Origin of the sequence: Streptomyces sp. NBC_00554, assembly GCF_041431135.1 — a bacterium.
Lineage (GTDB): Bacteria > Actinomycetota > Actinomycetes > Streptomycetales > Streptomycetaceae > Streptomyces.
Window position 1 is genome coordinate 2,804,345 of the sequence record NZ_CP107799.1, and the last position, 18,978, is coordinate 2,823,322.

Here is an 18,978-nt window from a genome sequence, read left to right on the forward strand (position 1 = left end):
CGGTGCCGTCCGTTCGAGTGAGAAACGGCGGCCCGGGGCCGTGTGCTGTCCGGCCTCCCGCCGCCGAATACCTAGCGTGCCCAGTGACCGATCGGCCCTGCCTTCGTTCCCCCGTCCGGGGGACTAGGCAGCGCAAATCAGATCTGAACCGAGGTGTACGCGATGGTGGCCCCGCCGGACAACGACGTGCTCTGGGCACGCGCCCTGCACGTCAAGCACAACGGCTCGCCCGCGCTCAGCGGTGTCTCGCTCGGCGTCCGGGAGGGCGAGATCCTCGCCGTCGGCGGCCCGCGCGGCAGCGGCAAGACGACCTTGCTGCGGTGCCTGTCGGGCCAGCTGCTGCCGGAACAGGGCGAGGTCTGGTTCAACAGCACCCCCGTGCACACCATGGGCCCGCTCACCCGCGAACGGCTGCGCCGCGACCGCTTCGGCTGGATCGACCCGGCGCCGGTCCTCGTCCCCGAGCTGAACGCCTGGGAGAACGCCGCGCTGCCCCTGATGCTCCGCGGCTGCGGGCGCCGGGCCGCCAAGACCGCCGCCCTGGAGTGGCTGGAACGCCTCGACATCGGCGGCTGCGCCCGCAAGCGCCCGCACGCCCTGCTCCAGGCCGAGCGCCAGCGCGTCGCCGTCGCCCGCGCGCTCGTCCCCTCGCCCACCGTGCTCTTCGCCGACGAGCCGACCGCCCCGCTGCACCGCGCCGACCGCGCCCATGTGCTGCGTACGCTCACGACGGCGGCCCGCTCGCACGGCATCACGGTGGTCCTGGCCACGCACGACGCGGACACCGCTGCGCTCGCCGACCGCACGGTCTCGCTGCTCGACGGACGGCGCGTGAACACCGTCCATCTGCCCCCGGTCACCGAGACGGAAGGCCGGGCCGCGTGCTCGCTCTCCGTCTAGCCCGCGGGGCCCACCCCCTCGTCCAGCTGCGCCGGCTCCTGGTCACCGCCGCGTCGGCGGGCACCGGCTTCCTGCTGCTGTGCACCCTGGGGTACGCGATGGCGCATCCGGACGCCTCGGCCGCCTCGGTGCTCCGCCTGACCTGGTGCGTCGCTCCGGTGGCCGCCACGGTGTACTTCGCGGTCGCGGTCGCCCGCACCGACCCCGGCACCCGGCCGCGCCCGGGCCTCGCGGCGATCGGCCTCGGCCCGGGCCGCCTGATGGCCATCTCGGCGGTCACCACGGCCCTGTCCACCACCCTCGGCTCCATGCTCGCCCTGCTCTTCTTCCTCCACCTGCGCGGCGACCTGACGGGGATGCCCTTCGACGGCGCGGCAGCGGAGTTCCTCGCCGCGGACCGGCCCCTCCCGCTGCCGGCCGCGCTGACCCTGCTGACACTGGTGCCGCTGGCGGCTTCGGTGGCGAGCGCGGTGGTACTGCGTCCGCAGGGCGCGACCGCGGGCCGCGGGATCGCGTGGCTCGCCGCGCGCGCCGGCGCGGTGGGCAGCGCCCCGGCGCGCGGCGCCCGGCGCACGCCCCGGCACGCGGATGGCGCCCGCGCGACGCTCCGCACGCCGGGCGCGACCGGCGCGCACGACAGCTCCAGCGCGGAGGAAGGCGCGGGGGCGTACGAACGCCACGCGAGCGGAGGCGCGTACGACAGCTCCCGCGCCCCCGGCACCGGAGGCGACTACGACACTCCTCTCGCCCCCGGGACCGTCGCGGCCGCGTTCGAAGACGCCGCCGCCAACGGCGACTTGAGCCCGTACGACGGAGACGGCCCGCACGCACCCGAGGTGCCCCACGGCTCCGGCCGATCCGCTCACCTGGGTCACCAGAGCGCCGCGACCCACGACCTGTCCCTCCCCGAACTCCCTCCCGTCCCGCAGACCGCCCCCGGCGGCCTCCCCTGGGGCGCCGCAGTGCTCGCGGCGGGCCTCGCCGTGGAGACGTACGCGAGCCGTTCGGGTCCCGCCCCCGGTCTCGCGCTGCCCGGCGGTTTCGCGGGCGGCCCCGTCGGGGTGATGGTCGGCTGGGCGATGACCGCGGTCGGCCTGGCGCTGGCCGGGCCGGCGATCACGTACGCCTGCGGGCGGCTGCTCCAGGCCGTACGGCCGGGCGCGCTGCGGCTGCTCGCCGGGCGTGTGCTGCAGGCGGAGGCGCGGCGCATCGGGCAGCCGCTCGGCGTGGTGTGCGCGGTGGCGTCGGGCGGGTACGCCATGGCGACGCTGTACACGGGCGCGCGCCCCGACTTCGGACCGCTGACCACCCTCGGCGTGCTGGTGGTCGCGGGGTGCACCGTCCTGACCCTGGCGACGGCCGCCGTCGAGGCCAGACAGGCGCGCGCGGACACCACGGCGGCGCTGCTGCGGATGGGGGCGCCCGCCACCATGCTCCGGAGCGCCGCGGCCCTGCGCGTCGGCGCGCTGCTCGCCGCGTTCGGCCCGTTGACCTGGGCGGTCACCGAACTCGCCGCGCTTCCCCTGGTCCGCTGAACGTCCGCGGGCCGGTCCACCGACCGGCCGCGGAGAAAAACTTCGCGCCGAGCGATGAGTTCCGCGCGGACCCCCGGTCTATCCCTGCGAACGACACCGCAGCGCCGTACCGCACCGATGGGAGACCTGGACATGTACCAGCAGATGATCTTCGTGAACCTCGCCGTGAACGACGTCGACACCTCGAAGAAGTTCTTCACGGAGATCGGCTACACGATCAACCCGCAGTTCTCGACCGACGACTGCGCCTGCGTGGTGATCAGCGACACGATCGTCGCGATGATGCTGAGCAAGCAGCGCTACGCCGACTTCACGAAGAAGCAGATCGCGGACTCCACCAAGACCAGCGAGGTACTGCTGTGTCTGAGCGCCGAGAGCCGCGAGAAGGTCGACGAGCTCGTCGACGGCGCGATCGCGGCGGGCGGCTCGGCCTCGGGCGAGACCCAGGACCACGGCTTCATGTACGGCCGCGCCTTCGACGACCCGGACGGCCACACCTGGGAGGTCATGTGGATGGACCCGGCGGCGGTCCAGGGCTGAACCTCGTCACGTCGTACCAGGTCCGGCACGCAGCACGGGGGTCTGCGTGCCCGGCGACGGGGCGATGCCTAACATGGCGGCGTGCAGCCGACCCCCTTCCACGCTTCCCACGACCGTGAGATCGAGTCCCTCGCCGAGTTCGACGAGATCGTCTCGAAGCACGGTTCGCTCGCCCAGTTCCGTGTCCAGGCAATCGATCTGACGGACCGTACGACGGAGCTGCTGTCCTTGGACACCGCGGGCGCCGTCTTCCTCGGCTGCGCGATGGACCCCGACGCGGCGGCGAAGGTGCGCGCCGCGGGCGCGCTGGTCTTCCCGCCCGTCCCGGGGCTGCCCTTCGACCCGTACCGGGGCCTGCTCCACTCCCCCGACGAGCTCTTCGAGAGGCTCGAGGCGGGCTACGAGGAGACGCCGGACGCCCGCGCGTACGCCTGGTTCCAGCAGACCAAGGCCGACGGCGACATATTCGCGTCGATGCTGCGCTCGATCCACGACGACTCGGTCTCGGACGCGCTCGACGAACTCCTCGTCGGCGCGCGGGTGGTGGGCGTGATGGGCGGCCATGCGATGGCGCGCGGCACCCAGGCGTACGAGGGGGCGGCTCGCCTCGGCCGTGAGCTGGCGCGCGCCGGTTACACGGTCGCCACCGGCGGCGGCCCCGGCGCGATGGAGGCGGCGAACCTGGGCGCGTACGCGGCGCCCTTCGACGACGAGATGCTCGCCGAGGCACTCGAACTCCTCGCGCGGGCCCCGTCGTTCACCCCCTCGATCACCGACTGGGCGCGCGCCGCCTTCGACGTACGCGAGCGCTGGCCCTCCGGTGGCCCCTCGGTCGGCATCCCCACCTGGTTCTACGGCCATGAGCCGCCGAACGCCTTCGCCGCACACATCGCCAAGTACTTCGCCAACGCGACCCGCGAGGACGGCCTGCTGGCCCGCTCGAACGCGGGCGTGGTCTTCCTGCCGGGCGCCGCCGGGACCGTACAGGAGATCTTCGACAACGCGACCCCGAACTACTACGAGTCCCGGGGCGAGCCGACCCCCATGGTGCTCGTGGACCGCGCCCACTGGACCGAAAAGCACCCCACCTGGCCCCTCCTCCAGTCGCTCGCCCGCGAGCGCGCGATGGAGTCCCGAATCGCCCTTGTTGACCGTATCGAGGAGGCTCCGGACGCCCTCAAACGTCTCGGCGGTTAACGACAAGGTAAAGGCAACGCCTTGGCAGGGCATATGCATTGACAGCACTTAGCTGGCGCTTATAAACCAGTGAGGCTACTGGGGGCGAAGTTGTCGCAGCAGAACAACAGAACGCCCCTCTAACCCCCCGCAGTTGCGCATCCCGTGAAGGGCAATCGTGTCCATATCTCGCCGTACCGCACGTTCTGTGCGAATCCTCGGTGTTGCTTCAGCGACGGCCGCGCTCGCGCTCGGTGTCGCCGGCAACGCAATGGCCTGCAACATTAAGGACTTCTCCGCCGTCGCCGAGTGCGACGACAACGGGAAGGGCATCATCACCGTCACCGACGTGGACCCCTCGGGCGTCAAGGCCACCGTGTCGGTCTACCTCGAGTCGAACGGCGCCGACGCGAAGCTCGTCGGCGAGGAGACGGTGGTCGGCACCCGCGAGGGCGCCACCGTCTCGTTCTCGGAGGACTGGCTCCCCAAGGCCGAGTACCGCGTCCACATCAAGGCCGCGAACAACTCTGTCGACGAGGACATCGAGCCGAACCTGGTCGCGCCGGCCGAGGCCTGCACGACCACGGAGACTCCTCCGGCCTCGGAGACCCCGGAGCCGTCGGACACGCCTTCCCCGTCCGACGAGCCCTCGGACTCGGCGACCCCGTCGCCCGCCGAGAGCACCACCCCCGCGACGACGGGCAGCAACGCCCCGTCCCCCGCGGCCGGTGAGTCCAACCTCGCCGAGACCGGTGCGAACTCCAACACCCCGGTGATCGCCGGCGTCGCCGGTGCGTTCGTCCTGGTCGGCGGCGGAGCGGTGTTCTTCGGTATGCGCCGCCGTGGCGCCACGAAGGCCTGATCCGTACACCGTACGAACGTGTGGCCCGTCCCCTCTCGGAGGGGGCGGGCCACACGCGTGCCGGGCGGGTGAGCGGCTACTCGAACGTCGCCCGCTCCAGCCAGAATTCCAGCAGCTCCCGCTCCCCCAGCACCTCCAACTTCCCGCCGTCCAGCGGCAGTCGGCGGTAGAAGCCCAGCAGTACGTCGGTCAGCGGGCCCCGCAGCGCAACGGTCGCCTTCTCGTGACCCCGGCGCCAGACGACCCCCTTCTCGGTGAGCTCGACGACCCACTCGGCGTTCAGTTCGGGGGCGGTGTCGGTGGCGTGGAGGTGAATGCTGCGACCGGAGCCGCGCAACTCCGCCGCCGCGTCGTGCGGCTCCGTCCGCTGCACGTACTCCACGATCCCCAGCCATTCGTCGATCGCGTCGGCGGCCACATCCGGGTCGACCTCGTACGGCAGCCCGGCGGCCAGCGTCGCGTCGGCACGGTGGATCACCAGCTCGTGCGTCATCCGGCGCGCCCAGAAACCGGAGTCGTGCACCCCGGCCCACGCCCACACACGCGTGTCGGGCCCCGCCTCCCGCAGCGTGCGGACGAGCATCTCGCCGGTCTCCGCAAGCCAGGCGTCCAGGGCGGCGGCATCACTCTCGGCCTCCGGGCCCCCGGCCAAAGGCACAGCCCCCTCTGGGACGTTCTCCTGCGCCCTCGTACGGACCAGGAGCTCGGCCCAGCGCAATGCACCGCCCGTGTGCCGTACGAGCTGCTCCAGCGACCAGTCAGGGCAGGTCGGCACGGTCGCGGACAGCACGACACCGTCCGAGGTCACCACGTCCCTCAACTGCCGCACCTGCGTCTCGATCGCATCGCAGTAGCGGTCATGCCCGAGCGGTCCGAGTAGCGTCATGAGCCGCACCCTATGCGGCGGGTGGCTCCTCGAGTACGGCAATTTCGGCGGCGCCGGGACGTCAGCCCAGGACGACGATCTCAGCCGCGTCGAACTCGACCCCGACCCGGTCGCCGGGCTCCGGCGCGTCCCTGAGCGTGCACGCCGCTTCGAGCCGGGGCGCGTCCTCCGGCTGCAGCTGTACGGCGACATGGGTGCCCCGGAAGGTGCGTGCGGCAACGGTGCAGCGCAGCCCCTCCGCCGCGTCCACCAGCCGTACGCCCGCGGGCCGCACGAGCAGCGTGCCCGGCCCCTGGGGGGTGTCCTCCGGCACCGGAACCTTCCCCCACGGAGTGTCGGCGAGCTCCCCGCTCACCCTCGCGTCCACCACGTTGTCGAAGCCGAGGAAGCGCGCCACGAACTCGTCAGCGGGGTGCTGCCAGACCTCAAGTGGCGTACCGGACTGGGCGATTCGTCCGTCACGCATCACCACGACCCGGTCGGCGAGCGCGAAGGCCTCACCCTGGTCGTGCGTGACGGCGAGCACGGTCGTACCCAACTCGCCGAAAAGCTCCCGGAGTTCGACGACGAGACGTTCACGCAGCGAGCGGTCGAGCTGCCCGAGCGGCTCGTCGAGCATCAGCAGACGGGGGCGCGGAGCCAGGGCACGGGCCAGCGCGACCCGCTGCTGCTCACCACCGGAGAGCGCGGCGACGGCCCGGTGTCCGGCGCCCGGCAACCCGACGAGCTCCAGCAACTCCCGTACCCGCACCGCCTGTTCGCCCTTGCTCGACCCATGCATCCGCAGCCCGAAGGCGACATTGCCGCCCACGTCCCGCTGCGGGAAGAGCTGGTGGTCCTGGAACATCAGGCCGACGCCCCGCTTGTGTGCGGGCACCCCCGCCTGGTCACGGCCGTCGAGGAGCACCCGGCCTGCTTCGAGCGCCTGGAGCCCGGCCACCGCCCTCAGCAGCGTCGACTTGCCGCTGCCGCTCGGCCCCAGCACACACACGATCTCGTGCTCGGCGACCGCGAGGTCGACGGCGTCGAGCACCGCCCGCCCGCCGAAGCGCACGGTCGCGGTCTCAAGGCTCAGCAGCATCTAGAACTCCCCGGTCCGGTCGGTCCGTACCCGCTCCAACAGCAGCAGCGACACCGCGCACACCACCATCAAGATCGTCGAAAGGGCCATCGCCTGGCCGTAGTTGAGGTCACCCGCACGCCCGAGCAGCCGGGCCACGGCGACCGGCAGCGTCGGGTTGTCGGGCCGCGCGATGAAGACGGTCGCCCCGAACTCACCAAGCGACACCGCGAAGGCGAACCCGGCCGCCACCAGCAGCGCCCGCCGCACCATCGGCAGATCGACCTCGCGCCACACCCGCCACGGCGACGCCCCGAGCACCGCCGCCGCCTCCCGCAACCGCCCGTCCACCGCCCGCAGCACGGGCAGCATCGTCCGTACGACGAAGGGGACACCGACCAGCGCCTGCGCGAGCGGCACCAGGATCCAACTGCTCCTGAGATTCAGCGGCGGTTCGTCGAGCGCGATCAGGAACCCGAACCCGACGGTCACCGCCGACACACCCAGCGGCAGCATCAGCAGCGCGTCGAAGCCGCGCACGAGCCGGCCCGCACGCAGGGTGAGGGCGGCGGCCGCCAGACCGCCGATGAGTACGGCGATGGCGGTGGCGGCGAGCGCGTACTGCAGCGAGTTGCCGATCGCCTCGATCGGCGCAACTAGGAAGATGCCGCTGTCGTCGGAGGTCAGTGCCCTGTAGTACCCGAAGTCGGGCGCGTCCAGGGACCGTTGGACCAGCACGCCGAGCGGCAGCACGAGCAGCACGGCGATGCTCGCGAGCACACCGGCGAGCAGCGCCCACTGCCCGACCCCGCGCGGCCTGCGTGCGGTCACCTCCGGGGACACCAGACGCAGAGCGGTCTCCCGACGCCGTACGGTCCGGGCGTGCACGGCGAGGATCGCGCCCACCGCCACGAACTGGATGATCGTCAGCACCGCCGCCGTGGAGAGGTCGAAGATCTCCGAGGTCTGCCGGTAGATCTCGACTTCGAGGGTCGAGAAGGTGGGACCGCCGAGGATCTGCACGACACCGAAGGAGGTGAAGGTGAAGAGGAAGACCATCAGCGCGGCGGCGGCCACGGCCGGGCTCAGGGCCGGCAGCGTCACCTTGCGCCAGGCCGCGAGTCGGGAGGCGCCGAGCATCCGCGCGGCCTCCTCCTGACGCGGGTCGAGCTGCGACCACAGCCCGCCGACCGTGCGGACGACGACCGCGTAGTTGAAGAAGACATGCGCGAGCAGGATCGCCCAGACCGTCGTGTCCAGTCGTACGCCCCACAGCTCGTCCAGAAGCCCGCCCCGGCCGACCAGCGCAAGGAACGCCGTACCGACGACGACCGTCGGCAGCACGAACGGCACGGTCACCACCGCCCGCAGAACCTGCTTGCCCCTGAAATCGAAGCGCGCGAAGACATACGCGCCGGGGAGCGCGATCAGCAGCGTGAGCGCCGTCGACGCGAGCGCCTGCCAAGTGGTGAACCACAGGACGTGCCGGATGTCGGACTGCGCGAGCACATCCCAGATCCGCCCGAACTGCCAGACCCCGTCGACCTTGAGACCACGGGCCACGATCGCCGCGACCGGGTAGGCGAAGAAGACGCCGAAGAACGCGACGGGCAGGGCCATGAGCCCGAACCGCGCCGCGTCTCCCCGACGGGACTTCTTACGCGCCCGGGGCGTTACTTCAGTACGAGCGAGGTCCACGACTTGACCCACTGGTCACGGTTGTCGGCGATCTTGGCGGGGGCCATGGTCTCGGGGTCCTTGGCCTGCGGACCGAACTCCGTGAACTCGGCCGGCACCTTCGCGCCCTCCACCACCGGGTACACGAACATGTTCAGCGGCATGTCGTCCTGGAACTGCTTCGTGATCAGGAAGTCGATGAGCGCCTCGCCGCCCTTGGTGTTCTTCGCGTTGCTCAGCAGCCCCGCGTACTCGACCTGCCGGAAGCAGGTGCCGGTCGCGACGCCGGTCGGCGCGGTCGTCGGCTTCGGGTCGGCGTAGATGACCTCGGCGGGCGGCGAGGAGGCGTACGAGACGACGAGCGGCCGGTCCGCCTTGGCCTTCTTGCCCCCGGCCGAGCCGGAGAACTCCTCGTTGTACGCCTGCTCCCAGCCGTCGACGACCTTGACGCCGTTGGCCTTGAGCTTCGTCCAGTAGTCCTGCCAGCCGTCGTCGCCGTACTTCGCGGCGGTCCCGAGCAGGAAGCCGAGGCCGGGCGAGGACGTGGAGGCGTTCTCGGTGACGAGGAGGTTCTTGTACTCGGGCTTGATCAGGTCGTCGAAGGACTGCGGCGGCGTCAGCTTGTGCTCGCTGAAGTAGGCCTTGTCGTAGTTGACGCAGATGTCACCCGAGTCGATGGGCGTGACCCGGTGCTTGTCCTCGTCGACCCGGTACTCCGGGAGGATCAGGTCCGAGCCCTTGGCCTCGTACGACTGGAACAGCCCGTTGTCGAGCGCGCGGGACAGCAGGGTGTTGTCGACGCCGAAGAAGACGTCGCCCTGCGGATTGTCCTTGGTGAGGATCGCCTTGTTGACGGCCTGCCCGGCGTCGCCGTCCTTGAGGACCTTGACGGTGTACCCGGACTCCTTCTCGAAGGCGCTCAGCACGTCCTTGGAGTAGGTGAAGGAGTCATGACTGACGAGGGTGACGGTCTTGGAGTCAGCGTCACTGCTCCCGCTGCCGGACGAGCCGCACGCGGACAGCGTGACCAGCCCCAGGCCGACAACGACGGCCGTGATCGTCCTCTTCTTGCTCACTGATTTCCTCCTGGGATGACCAGGAAGAGACGCGGCCCTGCCCGGGAACCCCTGAGAGTTCCCGGGCAGGGCGCAACAGCTTGAGTATTGACCGAACTTCCTACCCAGAATGACCTGGGCAAGGTTCTGAGGGTCTGCGGCCCACCGGTGACCCGGCTACCGCACTCTCAGCGCTGTGGCGCTCCCCTGTCGGAATATGAAGATGTGGATTGTGCGGTTGTTCCCAGCCAGGTTACCGCTCGGTGGCCGCGAGCTGACCGCAGGCCCCGTCGATCTCCTGACCACGGGTGTCCCGGACGGTGACCGGCACCCCGTGGGCCGCGATCGCCTCGACGAACGCCTTCTCGTCCTCGGGCCGCGAGGCGGTCCACTTCGAACCCGGGGTCGGGTTCAGCGGGATGAGATTGACATGCACGGGCTTGCCCTTGAGCATCCGCCCGAGCCGGTCACCACGCCACGCCTGGTCGTTGATGTCCCTGATCAGCGCGTACTCGATGGAGAGCCGGCGCCCCGACTTGGCCGCGTACTCCCAGCCGGCGTCCAGCACCTCCCGCACCTGCCACCGCGTGTTCACGGGTACGAGGGTGTCGCGCAGCTCGTCGTCCGGCGCGTGGAGAGAAATGGCGAGGCGGCACTTGAAGCCCTCGTCGGAGAACCGGTTGATCGCCGGGACAAGCCCGACGGTCGACACGGTGATGCCACGCTGCGAGAGGCCGAGCCCGTCGGGCTCGGGGTCGGTCAGCGCACGGATCGCGCCGACCACCCTCTTGTAGTTGGCGAGCGGCTCACCCATGCCCATGAAGACGATGTTGCTGAGCCGCGACGGACCGCCCGGGATCTCCCCATCCCTGAGCGCCCGCATACCGTCCACGATCTGGTGCACGATCTCGCCGGTGGAGAGATTCCGGTCCAGCCCGGCCTGCCCGGTCGCACAGAACGGGCAGTTCATCCCGCACCCGGCCTGCGAGCTGATGCACATGGTCACCCGGTCCGGGTACCGCATCAGCACGGACTCGACGAGCGTGCCGTCGAAGAGCCGCCACAGCGTCTTGCGCGTGGTCTCCTGGTCGGTCGACAGATGCCGCACGACCGTCATCAGCTCAGGAAGCAACGCCTCCTGAAGCTTCCCGCGCGAGGCGGCCGGGATGTCCGTCCACTCCGCGGGGTCGTGCGCGTACCGCGCGAAGTAGTGCTGCGACAGCTGCTTGGCACGAAACGGCTTCTCACCGATCGCGGCAACCGCCTCTTTACGCTCGGCAGGCGTGAGATCGGCGAGATGCCGCGGCGGCTTCTTGGCTCCGCGCGGGGCGACGAATGTGAGTTCTCCGGGCTTAGGCATGGCTGTACCAGTGTCGCAGACATACGGAGGGGGACTCGCCGCCCTGTGGACAACGAGCCCCCAACCGATAAAACCGCAGGTCAGCCGGACCCGACGAAGATCACCAGCAGCAGCCACACGACCGGAGCCGTGGGCAGAAGCGAGTCCAGCCGGTCCATGATGCCGCCGTGGCCCGGCAACAGCGTGCCCATGTCCTTGATGCCCAGGTCCCGCTTGATCATGGACTCGCCGAGGTCACCCAGCGTGGCGCTGGCCGCGACCGCGAGGCCGAGGAGCAGGCCCTGCCACCAGGTGCCGTCGTCGATCAGGAACTCCATGCACAGCGCGCCCGCCGCCATCGCGAAGGTGACCGCTCCGACCAGGCCCTCGCGGGTCTTGCCGGGGCTGATGCGCGGCGCGAGCTTGTGCTTGCCGAAGCGCCAGCCGATCGCGTACGCGCCGGTGTCGCTGACCACGGCGAGCAGCAGGAACGTGAGCACCCGCCAGGAGCCGTCGTCGGCCGTGAGCATCAGCGCGACGAAGGTGGCCAGGAACGGGATGTAGAAGGCCGCGAAAACGCCGGCCGTGACGTCCTTCAGGTAGCCCTCGGGGGGCTCCGTCATACGCCAGACCAGGATGGCCAGTGCGGTGAGCGCCATCGCCACCCAAGCGCCCTCGGCACCCCGGACGTAACCGGAGACGACCATCGCGGCACCGCCGAGCGCCAGTGGCACGAGGGGCGCCTTGATGCCCTTGCGCTCCTGGAGCCGTGACGTGAGCTCCCACAGCCCCACCACCACGGCTACCGCTATCACGCCGATGAACACGGCTTTGACGATGAACAACGACGCGACGATCACCGCGCCGAGCCCGACGCCCACCCCTATGGCCGCGCCCAAGTCGCGTCCCGCGCTCTTCTTCTGCGGTGCGGGGGCGGGCTGTGGGGCGCTGGGCATGGGCTCCTGCGGCTTCTGCGACGAGTCCCCGTAGGGCGCCGTCGCCGGTGTGTCGTCGCGGAACAGGGGACCGCTCAGCCGAGCGGCCCCCCGGTCGTCATCCTGGTCTCCGCCATGTGCGGGTACGTCGGGCACGATGGGCATGGGCCGAGTGTGCTGCGCGTCATACGCATCGTACGTGGGACCCGCCGGGGCAGCCCCCTGGACAGGCCCCTGCTCGGACGGCCCCCAGTACCCGGCTTGTGGCGGCGCCCCCCAGGAAGAGTCGTTCATCAGACCTCGAGCAGCTCCGCTTCCTTGTGCTTGAGGAGCTCGTCCACCTGGGCGGCGTACTTCGCCGTGGTGTCGTCGAGTTCCTTCTCCGCACGGCGGCCCTCGTCCTCGCCGACCTCGCCGTCCTTGACCAGCTTGTCGATGGTCTCCTTCGCCTTGCGGCGGACGGAGCGGATCGAGATCTTGGCGTCCTCACCCTTGGTCTTGGCGACCTTGATGTACTCCTTGCGGCGCTCCTGGGTCAGCTCCGGGAACACCACCCGGATGATGTTGCCGTCGTTGCTCGGGTTGACACCCAGGTCGGAATCGCGGATCGCCTGCTCGATGTTGCGCATCGCGCTCTTGTCGAACGGGGTCACCACCGCCATACGCGGCTCGGGCACCGAGAACGAGGCCAGCTGGTTGATCGGCGTCAGCGCGCCGTAGTAGTCGGCCACGATCTTGTTGAACATCGCCGGGTGCGCACGGCCGGTGCGGATCGCGGCGAAGTCCTCCTTGGCGACCACGACGGCCTTCTCCATCTTCTCCTCGGCCTCGAGGAGGGTCTCTTCGATCACCACTTGCTCCTGCGTGTCTTGAGTAGGCCCGGCAGCTGTTCCTCGTAGGGGTGGCAGCCGGCTGCGTCGCGTCTTATTCCTGCACGGTTCCGGACCGGCAGGACATTGTCCATCCCCCGGTCAGGGTCCGTACCCGGTCGGGGCCCGTCCCCGATCAGGGTCCTTGCCCGGTCCGGGTTCGACCCCTGTCGGAGTCGGTTCCCGTCAGGCCCGGCTGCTGTGTTCACCCACGAGTGTGCCGATCTTCTCACCCTTGACGGCCCGCGCGATATTGCCCTCCGTCAGAAGCTCGAAGACCAGGATGGGCAGCTTGTTGTCCCGGCACAGCGTGATGGCGGTCATGTCGGCGACCTTGAGGTCGCGGGTGATGACCTCGCCGTAGCTGAGCGAGTCGAACTTAACCGCTTCGGGGTTGGTCTTCGGGTCGGAGTCGTAGACCCCGTCGACACCGTTCTTGCCCATCAGCAGGGCCTCGGCGTCGATCTCCAGGGCGCGCTGCGCGGCGGTGGTGTCGGTGGAGAAGTACGGCATGCCCATACCGGCGCCGAAGATGACCACACGGCCCTTCTCCAGGTGCCGTACGGCGCGCAGCGGGATGTACGGCTCGGCGACCTGCCCCATGGTGATGGCGGTCTGGACACGGCTGTCGATGCCTTCCTTCTCCAGGAAGTCCTGGAGGGCCAGGCAGTTCATGACCGTGCCGAGCATGCCCATGTAGTCGGAGCGCGCCCGGTCCATGCCGCGCTGCTGGAGTTCGGCGCCGCGGAAGAAGTTGCCGCCGCCGATGACGACCGCGATCTGGGCGCCGCCGCGCACGACGGCCGCGATTTCGCGGGCGATCTTGTGCACCACGTCGGGGTCGACGCCCAGTCCGCCGCCACCGGCGAACGCCTCGCCGGAAAGCTTCAGCATGAAGCGTCCCGTGCCTTTGCCGTCGTCGGTCTTCTCGCCCTTGTCGGCCTGCGTGGTGGTCATGGGTCTCTCGCCTCTTTACGTGTCACACATACAAAGAAGGCCATTGCCGGTGGGGTGTTGTTCGCATCCCATGCTCGGCAATGGCCTCCTCGTCAGATCTGCTGTCGTCCGACACGCACGCGCGCGTGCCCACGTACGCGGACGACTGCTGTCGACCCTAGCGGGGTCGGGCGTCGATCGCGGTACGGACTCAGATGCCGACCTTGATGCGCACGAAGCGCTTCAGGGTGACACCGGCCTCGTCCAGGACCTTCTGGACGGACTTCTTCGGGTCCAGCGCGTACGGCTGACCGAGAAGGGTGGCGTCCTTGAAGAAGCCGTTGACGCGACCCTCGACGATCTTCGGAAGGGCGGCCTCGGGCTTGCCCTCGGCGCGGGTGGTCTCCTCGGCGACGCGGCGCTCGGACTCGACGACCTCGGCCGGAACGTCCTCCTTGGAGAGGTACTTCGGCGCGAAGGCGGCGATGTGCTGCGCGACACCGCGGGCGAGCTCGGCGTTGGCCTTGTCCAGCTCGACCAGGACACCGATCTGCGGGGGCAGGTCGGGCATGGTGCGGTGCATGTACGAGGCGACGTAGGCGCCGGAGAAGTCCGCGAAGCGGTCCAGGACGATCTTCTCGCCCAGGTTGGCGTTGGCCTCGTCGACGAACGCCTGAACCGTCTTGCCGGACTCGATCTCGGACGCGAGCAGCGCCTCGAGGTCGGCCGGGGAGGTCTTGACGACGTGCTCGGCGATCTGGTTGGCGACGGCCTGGAACTTCTCGCCCTTGGCGACGAAGTCCGTCTCGCACTTCAGCTCGACCAGGACACCGGAGGAGTTGTCGTCGGCGATGATCGAGACCACAGCGCCGTTCTCGGCGGAGCGGCCCTCGCGCTTGGCGACGCCCTTCTGGCCCTTGATCCGCAGCGCCTCGACGGCCTTGTCGACGTTGCCGTCGGCCTCGTCCAGCGCCTTCTTACAGTCCATCATGCCGGCGCCGGTGAGCTCACGGAGCTTCTTGACGTCGGCGGCGGTGTAGTTCGCCATGATTCCTGGAATCTCTCTCGAAGTCTGAAGATCTACGGGCCGAACGGCGGGGGCTTGGTGAGCCCCCGCCGTTCAGAACCCGAAGGGGTGAGGGGTCAGGCCTGCTCGGCGTCCGCGGCGGGGGCCTCGTCGGCGACCGGGGCTTCGGCGACCGGGGCTTCGGCGGCGGGCGCCTCGGCGACCGGAGCCTCAGCGACAACCTCGGCCTGCTCGGCGTCGGCAACCTTCTCGGTCTCGGCGGAGGTCTGGACCTCGGCGGCCGGAGCCTCGGCGTCGTCGGCCTTCTTCTCGCCCTCGAGCAGGTCGCGCTCCCACGCGGCGAGCGGCTCGCCCGCGGCCTTGTCACCCTCGGCGGCCTTGCCGGCACCGGAACGGGAGATGAGGCCCTCGGCGACGGCGTCGGCGATCACGCGGGTGAGCAGGGTGACGGAGCGGATCGCGTCGTCGTTGCCCGGGATCTTGTAGTCGACCTCGTCGGGGTCGCAGTTGGTGTCGAGGATGGCGACGACCGGGATGTTGAGCTTCCGGGCCTCACCGACCGCGATGTGCTCCTTCTTGGTGTCCACGATCCAGACGGCGCTGGGCACCTTCTGCATCTCGCGGATACCACCGAGGGTCTTCTCCAGCTTGGCCTTCTCGCGCGAGAGCACGAGAAGCTCCTTCTTGGTGAGACCCGACGCGGCGACGTCCTCGAAGTCGATCTGCTCGAGCTCCTTGAGGCGCTGCAGACGCTTGTAGACGGTCGAGAAGTTGGTGAGCATGCCGCCCAGCCAGCGCTGGTTGACGTAGGGCATGCCGACGCGGGTGGCCTGCTCGGCGATAGCCTCCTGCGCCTGCTTCTTCGTGCCGACGAACATGACCGTGCCGCCGTGGGCGACGGTCTCCTTGACGAACTCGTAGGCGCGGTCGATGTACGACAGCGACTGGAGCAGGTCGATGATGTAGATGCCGTTGCGCTCCGTGAAGATGAAGCGCTTCATCTTCGGGTTCCAACGACGGGTCTGGTGACCGAAGTGGACGCCGCTTTCCAGCAGCTCCCGCATCGTGACGACGGCCATGGCCGTTCTCCTTGGTGTTCTCGGTTGTGCCGCGCGTGCCGGACGGCACTCGCGCCTGACGCCCGCTTGCGCCTTGCCACTAGGGACCGAGAGGCGCTGACACCGGCTGTTTCATGGCCTGATGTCGGGGCGTGCGAAGTCGACCCGGTCGCCCGGATCGCCACCAGAAGTGTACGGGACCCGAGAGGCACCGGGTGACGCCGCTGTCCACAACCGGCCGGTGCTCCACAGATCCCAGCCATGATCCGCCCGATGCGGGACGGTTCTCGCATGCGAGCGAAACGATGTCTGCGTACATGGCTGGGCCTGCTGCTGGGTTTGACGGTGACCGTCCTGGGATCCCTGACCCCGTCCGCCTTGGCACGTACGACCGGACCCGCACCGCCGGGCCCCACGGGACCACGGGAACCTTCAGGCGTTCCGGGAGCCGATCCGGCGGTCCCGGCTGTGGCCCGCGCGTGGCCCGTGGGCGTACGTCCCTTGGTCCTACGGGGCTGGGAACCGCCGGTGACGACATACGGCCGAGGTCACCGGGGCGTGGACCTCACGGCGGCTCCCGGCACACCGGTACGGGCCGTCGCACCGGGCCGGGTGTCGTTCGCGGGCAGAGTCGCGGGACGCGGAGTGGTCTCAGTGGAGCTGACCGCCACGGGCACCCCACCTCTGCGCACGACATACGGTCCGGTGCGGGCAACGGTGGAGAAGGGCGCCGAAGTCGCGGCGGGCGAGGTACTGGGCGCCGTGGAACCAGGCAGCCCCCACTGCCCGACGTCATGCCTGCACTGGGGCCTACTCAGAGGAAAGACCTACCTGGACCCACTGTCACTACTCCCACCTTGGCTACTGAGCAGGGGGCCGTCCCGCTTGCTGCCGGTGGCCGGGGTAAAGCCGTAGCCACCTCCGCTGTAGACACGCGTGCCGCCACAACCGCTCTCGCCGTGGGCATGCGCCCGCCCTGCAACCACCCCCGCTGCGGGCATGCGGCCGCCCTACAACCGCCCTAGCTGTGGGCATGCGTGCCGCTAGGGGCGGCACGGGTGGGCACAGCGGCACCCCGCAAGCGCCGGGCTGCGCGACCCACCCCCGACACCAGCCCCATCACCAGGCTGGCAACAGAGGGCTCAGCCCCGAACCCCCCGCAGAGCCATAGCAACCGCAGCGTCGGTAATGGAGCCCGGATCCTCCGCCGCCCCCAGCTCAATCCGCCGCACAGCCGCATCCACCACACCCTGGAGAAGCATCGCCGCCAACCGCGGCTCCGCATGCCCCAGCTCCCCGAGCGCCTCAACGATCATCGCGACAAGCCCACCATGAGCCGCCCGGATTTTCTCCCGGGCCCCGGCATCGAGCTCGCTCGCGGAGATGGCCACCACGGCCCGGTGCCGCCGGTCCCCGACAAGGGCCAGCTGCTGCCGGACATACGCCTCGACCTTGGCCTCCGAGGTCTCCGCCCGCTGCATCGCGTCAGACACCTCCGCCGCCCAGACCGGAAAGTCGACCTCGCACAGCTCTTCGACCACGGCAGCCCGCGACCGGAAGTACTCGTACACGGAAGACCGCGCAAGCCCCGTGCGCTCGGCGAGAGCCGGGAAGGTCAGCGCCTCCGTCCCGCCCTCGGACAGCAGGGACCGCGCCGCGTCCAGCAGGGCGGCTCGCTGCATCGACCGGTGCTCGGCCACGGAGGCCGCTCGAATCCTTGGCACGACCACCACTTTACGGACGGACCGCCCCGGACGGCAGCCACTCCGATGACCCGACGATTCGAAGCGACGACGAAAAGGGGACAAGCCAGCGCGAAGCCGCAGCCGAGACAAGGACGGGAAAGGACCGGACAGGGGCGGGAAATGGCCACGCCAAAAGACGAGACAAGGGTGAGAGGAAGGACGGGACGAGGGCGACGGCGAGGGGAAGGACGAAGTCGAAAACGAGGGCGAGGGCGAGGGCGAAGGCGAGAGCGAGAGCGAGGCAGAGACGATTCAGCGCCCTCCCCCGTCGACGTCAGCGCCCGAAACTGGCCAGCTTCGCCCGCAGCTGAAGCACCGACTTCGTGTGGATCTGACTCACCCGGCTCTCGGTCACACCCAGCACATTGCCGATCTCCGCGAGCGTGAGCCCCTCGTAGTAGTAGAGCGTGACCACGGTCTTCTCCCGGTCGGGCAGCGTGTTGATCGCCCGCGCCAGAAACCTCCGCAGCTCCCGGTCCTCGGCGACCTCCACCGGATTGTCCGCCGCGGTGTCCTCAAGGGTGTCCATCAGACTCAGCCGGTCACCGCCCTCGCCACCGACGTGCAGCAGCTCCTCCAGAGCCACCACGTTCGCCAGCGACAACTGGCTGAAGACCGCGTGGAGTTCCTCCACTCCGATCCCCATTTCGGAGGCCACCTCACCCTCCGACGGGGTACGCCGCAGCCGCGCCTCCAGCGTCGCGTAGGCCCGCTCCACATTGCGCGCCTTCTGCCGCACCGACCGCGGAATCCAGTCCAGCGCCCGCAGTTCGTCGATCATCGCGCCCCGGATCCGCGTGATCGCGTACGTCTCGAACTTGATCTCCCGCTCGATGTCGAACTTCTCGATCGCGTCGATCAGCCCGAACACCCCGGAGGACACGAAGTCCGCCTGCTCCACATTGGCCGGCAGACCGACGCTCACCCGCCCCGCGACGTACTTCACCAACGGCGAGTAGTGCAGGATCAACTGCTCCCGCAGCCGCTCGTCGCCCGTCGACTTGTACGACCGCCACAACTCGTCGAGCGTCGAGGGAGCGGGCGGGCGCACGCTGCGGCCTTCACGGGCGGCGGGGGGGATCGCCGCCCGGTCGGACCCGGAGGTGTGCTGGGGCATTCGTCGCCTTGTGCCGTTCTGCCGTGAACTGGGGATGCCTGGGTGAGCTGTCCGTCTGATGTCGAGTTGCCTGTCTGCGCCGGAAACCCCGTGAGCGTAGCGTGACTGGAGCGTCGCAGTGCGCGAAGGGCGGCGGATCACCCCTGCGCAGAGACGTTCCGCGGGGCGTCCCCCGGACTCCCGATGGTCGCCCTGCGTGACCATCGGGAGACGCCAACTGCGGGAATTGCCAAGGCTGTCGGCGTTCGCCCGGACGGCCGA

At 69.8% G+C, this 18,978-nt stretch carries 18 protein-coding genes and 1 riboswitch; of the genes, 6 read left to right on the forward strand and 12 right to left on the reverse strand.

Going from position 1 to position 18,978, the window contains the following annotated elements; translation table 11 throughout:
- Positions 1-162 precede the first annotated feature (162 nt).
- The 5 genes from OG266_RS12095 (at position 163) to OG266_RS12115 (ending at position 5,013) form a co-directional block, all read left to right on the forward strand.
- On the forward strand, positions 163-900 hold the full coding sequence (locus OG266_RS12095) for an ABC transporter ATP-binding protein (RefSeq protein ID WP_266474574.1): 738 nt from the start codon (positions 163-165) through the stop codon (positions 898-900).
- On the forward strand, positions 882-2,435 hold the full coding sequence (locus OG266_RS12100; RefSeq protein ID WP_371545435.1) for a hypothetical protein: 1,554 nt from the start codon (positions 882-884) through the stop codon (positions 2,433-2,435). The genes OG266_RS12095 and OG266_RS12100 overlap by 19 nt, the downstream gene beginning before the upstream one ends.
- A gap of 132 nt (positions 2,436-2,567) precedes the next feature.
- The gene (locus OG266_RS12105; protein ID WP_266474576.1) at positions 2,568-2,975 is read left to right on the forward strand and encodes a VOC family protein; all 408 of its coding nucleotides are present in this window, start codon (positions 2,568-2,570) and stop codon (positions 2,973-2,975) included.
- Positions 2,976-3,056: 81 nt separating this feature from the next.
- Entirely contained in the window at positions 3,057-4,172 is a 1,116-nt protein-coding gene (locus OG266_RS12110; protein WP_371545438.1) for an LOG family protein, read from the forward strand.
- A 187-nt stretch (positions 4,173-4,359) separates the two neighbouring features.
- Positions 4,360-5,013 carry an LAETG motif-containing sortase-dependent surface protein gene (locus OG266_RS12115; protein ID WP_266474578.1) on the forward strand — a complete coding sequence of 218 codons (654 nt, stop codon included), beginning with the start codon at positions 4,360-4,362 and terminating at the stop codon, positions 5,011-5,013.
- A 76-nt stretch (positions 5,014-5,089) separates the two neighbouring features.
- Here OG266_RS12115 and OG266_RS12120 read toward each other — a convergent pair whose 3' ends face one another.
- The 10 genes from OG266_RS12120 to rpsB form a co-directional block, all read right to left on the reverse strand.
- Positions 5,090-5,899 carry a maleylpyruvate isomerase family mycothiol-dependent enzyme gene (locus tag OG266_RS12120; RefSeq protein ID WP_371545442.1) on the reverse strand — a complete coding sequence of 270 codons (810 nt, stop codon included), beginning with the start codon at positions 5,897-5,899 and terminating at the stop codon, positions 5,090-5,092.
- 61 nt (positions 5,900-5,960) lie between these two features.
- Positions 5,961-6,980, reverse strand: a complete 1,020-nt coding sequence (locus OG266_RS12125) for an ABC transporter ATP-binding protein (protein ID WP_371545445.1) — start codon at positions 6,978-6,980, stop codon at positions 5,961-5,963.
- Complete coding sequence (locus OG266_RS12130) at positions 6,981-8,657, reverse strand: ABC transporter permease (RefSeq protein WP_371545448.1); 1,677 nt, start codon at positions 8,655-8,657, stop codon at positions 6,981-6,983.
- On the reverse strand, positions 8,633-9,712 hold the full coding sequence (locus OG266_RS12135; protein WP_371545451.1) for a thiamine ABC transporter substrate binding subunit: 1,080 nt from the start codon (positions 9,710-9,712) through the stop codon (positions 8,633-8,635). The genes OG266_RS12130 and OG266_RS12135 overlap by 25 nt, the downstream gene beginning before the upstream one ends.
- A 79-nt stretch (positions 9,713-9,791) precedes the next feature.
- Positions 9,792-9,910, reverse strand: a riboswitch (TPP riboswitch).
- A gap of 34 nt (positions 9,911-9,944) precedes the next feature.
- Positions 9,945-11,051 (reverse strand): 23S rRNA (adenine(2503)-C(2))-methyltransferase RlmN, encoded by a 1,107-nt coding sequence (rlmN, locus tag OG266_RS12140; RefSeq protein ID WP_266474585.1) that lies wholly within the window; start codon positions 11,049-11,051, stop codon positions 9,945-9,947.
- A gap of 80 nt (positions 11,052-11,131) precedes the next feature.
- Complete coding sequence (locus tag OG266_RS12145; protein ID WP_371545454.1) at positions 11,132-12,259, reverse strand: phosphatidate cytidylyltransferase; 1,128 nt, start codon at positions 12,257-12,259, stop codon at positions 11,132-11,134.
- The gene (gene frr, locus OG266_RS12150; RefSeq protein WP_266474589.1) at positions 12,259-12,816 is read right to left on the reverse strand and encodes a ribosome recycling factor; all 558 of its coding nucleotides are present in this window, start codon (positions 12,814-12,816) and stop codon (positions 12,259-12,261) included. The genes OG266_RS12145 and frr overlap by 1 nt, the downstream gene beginning before the upstream one ends.
- Before the next feature lie 204 nt (positions 12,817-13,020).
- Positions 13,021-13,791 (reverse strand): UMP kinase, encoded by a 771-nt coding sequence (gene pyrH, locus OG266_RS12155; protein ID WP_266474591.1) that lies wholly within the window; start codon positions 13,789-13,791, stop codon positions 13,021-13,023.
- Positions 13,792-13,981: 190 nt separating this feature from the next.
- Positions 13,982-14,818, reverse strand: a complete 837-nt coding sequence (tsf, locus tag OG266_RS12160) for a translation elongation factor Ts (protein WP_266474593.1) — start codon at positions 14,816-14,818, stop codon at positions 13,982-13,984.
- Positions 14,819-14,913: 95 nt separating this feature from the next.
- Positions 14,914-15,876 (reverse strand): 30S ribosomal protein S2, encoded by a 963-nt coding sequence (gene rpsB / locus OG266_RS12165; RefSeq protein ID WP_371545459.1) that lies wholly within the window; start codon positions 15,874-15,876, stop codon positions 14,914-14,916.
- Positions 15,877-16,128: 252 nt separating this feature from the next.
- On the opposite strand from rpsB, the gene OG266_RS12170 reads away from it, so the two are divergent.
- Entirely contained in the window at positions 16,129-16,770 is a 642-nt protein-coding gene (locus OG266_RS12170) for a peptidoglycan DD-metalloendopeptidase family protein (RefSeq protein ID WP_371545461.1), read from the forward strand.
- Positions 16,771-16,997: 227 nt separating this feature from the next.
- Here the strand turns inward: OG266_RS12170 and OG266_RS12175 are convergent, their stop codons facing one another.
- A complete protein-coding gene (locus tag OG266_RS12175; RefSeq protein WP_266475062.1) occupies positions 16,998-17,555 on the reverse strand; it encodes a TetR/AcrR family transcriptional regulator in 558 nt (185 codons plus the stop codon).
- Positions 17,556-17,874: 319 nt separating this feature from the next.
- Positions 17,875-18,717 (reverse strand): RNA polymerase sigma factor WhiG, encoded by an 843-nt coding sequence (whiG, locus tag OG266_RS12180; RefSeq protein WP_266474600.1) that lies wholly within the window; start codon positions 18,715-18,717, stop codon positions 17,875-17,877.
- Between the last annotated feature and the right edge of the window lie 261 nt (positions 18,718-18,978).

What these genes read in the sequence shown, in the direction of transcription:
- OG266_RS12095 (WP_266474574.1), top strand. Translation starts at nt 163, where the DNA reads ATGGTGGCCCCGCCGGACAACGACGTGCTCTGGGCACGCGCCCTGCAC.
- OG266_RS12105 (WP_266474576.1), top strand. Translation starts at nt 2,568, where the DNA reads ATGTACCAGCAGATGATCTTCGTGAACCTCGCCGTGAACGACGTCGAC.
- OG266_RS12120 (WP_371545442.1), bottom strand. Translation starts at nt 5,899, where the DNA reads ATGACGCTACTCGGACCGCTCGGGCATGACCGCTACTGCGATGCGATC.
- OG266_RS12125 (WP_371545445.1), bottom strand. Translation starts at nt 6,980, where the DNA reads ATGCTGCTGAGCCTTGAGACCGCGACCGTGCGCTTCGGCGGGCGGGCG.
- rlmN (WP_266474585.1), bottom strand. Translation starts at nt 11,051, where the DNA reads ATGCCTAAGCCCGGAGAACTCACATTCGTCGCCCCGCGCGGAGCCAAG.
- OG266_RS12145 (WP_371545454.1), bottom strand. Translation starts at nt 12,259, where the DNA reads ATGAACGACTCTTCCTGGGGGGCGCCGCCACAAGCCGGGTACTGGGGG.
- pyrH (WP_266474591.1), bottom strand. Translation starts at nt 13,791, where the DNA reads ATGACCACCACGCAGGCCGACAAGGGCGAGAAGACCGACGACGGCAAA.
- tsf (WP_266474593.1), bottom strand. Translation starts at nt 14,818, where the DNA reads ATGGCGAACTACACCGCCGCCGACGTCAAGAAGCTCCGTGAGCTCACC.
- rpsB (WP_371545459.1), bottom strand. Translation starts at nt 15,876, where the DNA reads ATGGCCGTCGTCACGATGCGGGAGCTGCTGGAAAGCGGCGTCCACTTC.
- OG266_RS12170 (WP_371545461.1), top strand. Translation starts at nt 16,129, where the DNA reads ATGCGGGACGGTTCTCGCATGCGAGCGAAACGATGTCTGCGTACATGG.
- whiG (WP_266474600.1), bottom strand. Translation starts at nt 18,717, where the DNA reads ATGCCCCAGCACACCTCCGGGTCCGACCGGGCGGCGATCCCCCCCGCC.